At 62.3% G+C, this 1,664-nt stretch carries 1 protein-coding gene; it reads right to left on the reverse strand.

What is annotated here, in order from left to right; genetic code table 11:
* Nucleotides 1-1,495: GMC family oxidoreductase (locus PDO_RS14550; RefSeq protein ID WP_007603051.1), on the reverse strand; the 1,495-nt coding region annotated here is incomplete at its 3' end.
* Nucleotides 1,496-1,664 lie beyond the last annotated feature (169 nt).

Consider the following 1,664-nt stretch of genomic DNA (forward strand, 5'->3'; position numbering starts at 1 on the left):
CCCTGAGCCGCGGATCGACGACCGACCGGCCGGGCTCTGGCCCCATGGCGCAGGTGCCGCAGGCATGGAAGACGGAACCGCTGCGGGCGCGGATATCGGCAGCCATCTCGTCATCGGTTTCGACTGTCGGCCCCGGAACTATCTCGCGCCTGATAAGACCCGCGAGCGGCTGCATGGCGGCAATCCGGCGCAGGATACGAGCACCGTCGATCAGTTCATCGAGATCGGCGCTTACGCTCAGATAGTTCGGCCGAATCAGCGGGGGTGCGAAGGGATCGGCGGATCTGAGTGCGATCTCGCCACGGCTTTTCGGATGGCAGTTCGAGATCCCCAGCATGAACCCGGAAAACAAGTCGGTGCGCATCAGGGCGCGCTTGCCGGGAACCGCGCGCGTATAGCTGAGCGGTGAGAAATAGAGCTGGATGTCGGGACGCGGCCGATCGGGCCGGCTTCGCACGAAACCTCCGGCCTGGTTGACGCTGAGCGACAGCGGTCCCTTGCGAGTCAGCACATATTGCAGGCCGACGCCAAGCCGCCCCCACCATGGCCGTAGCACGTCATTCAGGGTGGGACGGGACGATTCGTAGATATAGTCGAAGCCGAGATGGTCCTGGAGGTTCCGGCCGACCATCGGGGCGTGATGGATGGGGGCTATGCCCAAGGCGGATAGCTGACTGGCGTCGCCAATACCTGACAGCATCAGGATCTGCGGTGAATTGACGGCGCCGGCCGAGAGTACCACTTCGCGCGCCGTGCGTACTGTTGTCTTGACGCCGCCCCTCAGATATTCGACGCCGACGGCCCGTCCGGACTCGACCAGAATCCGCGTGACATGAGCATTCGTCCGCACCTCGAGGTTCTTCCGTCGCCGGACAGGGTGCAGATAGGCATCGGCCGACGAACAGCGCAGGCCCTTGCGGGTGGTGACCTGGTAAACGCTGGCGCCCTCCTGCGTCTCGCCATTATAGTCCGGATTGATCGGAATTCCGGCGGCCGCGGCGGCCTTGAGGTAATCGTCGGCGAGCGTGTGAACGGAGCCGTTCATGCTGGTGACCGTCAGTGGACCGCCCGTGCCGCGCCATGCGTCGCCGCCTTGCAGGTTGTCTTCCATCCGCTTGTAGACAGGAAGAATGTCGGCGGCCGACCAACCCGGATTGCCAAGCGCTGCCCAGCCGTCGAAATCCGCGTGCTGGCCGCGCACATAGACCATGGCGTTGATGGAACTCGACCCGCCAATCACCCGGCCGCGAGGCCAATAAGATGGCCGGCCGCCGGTGCCGGCATCGGGTTCCGTCTGGTAGCGCCAATTGAGCGTCGGGTGGTAGAAGGTCTTGCCGTAGCCGATCGGCATGCGGATCCAAAAATTGAAGTCGCTGCCGCCCGCTTCGAGCAACAGCACGCGAACCGAAGGATCGGCGGAAAGACGATTTGCCAATACGCAGCCCGCAGACCCCGCACCGACGATGATGAAATCGAAAACCTGTTCTGTCGCCATGCCAACTTTGCACCTCGAATATGTCACTGGTGACCCATGCCTACCTCTAATTTTAGCTAGGGGGTTGCCCTTTTTTGTCCCGATCCACTTCGCGGTAAATGTAGGGCCATTTTGGATCGATGACGCTTCTTATCGGCGATACACGACAAGGCGAGAATAGCCGTTAGGG

Source organism: Rhizobium sp. PDO1-076 (assembly GCF_000247475.1).
GTDB lineage: Bacteria > Pseudomonadota > Alphaproteobacteria > Rhizobiales > Rhizobiaceae > Allorhizobium.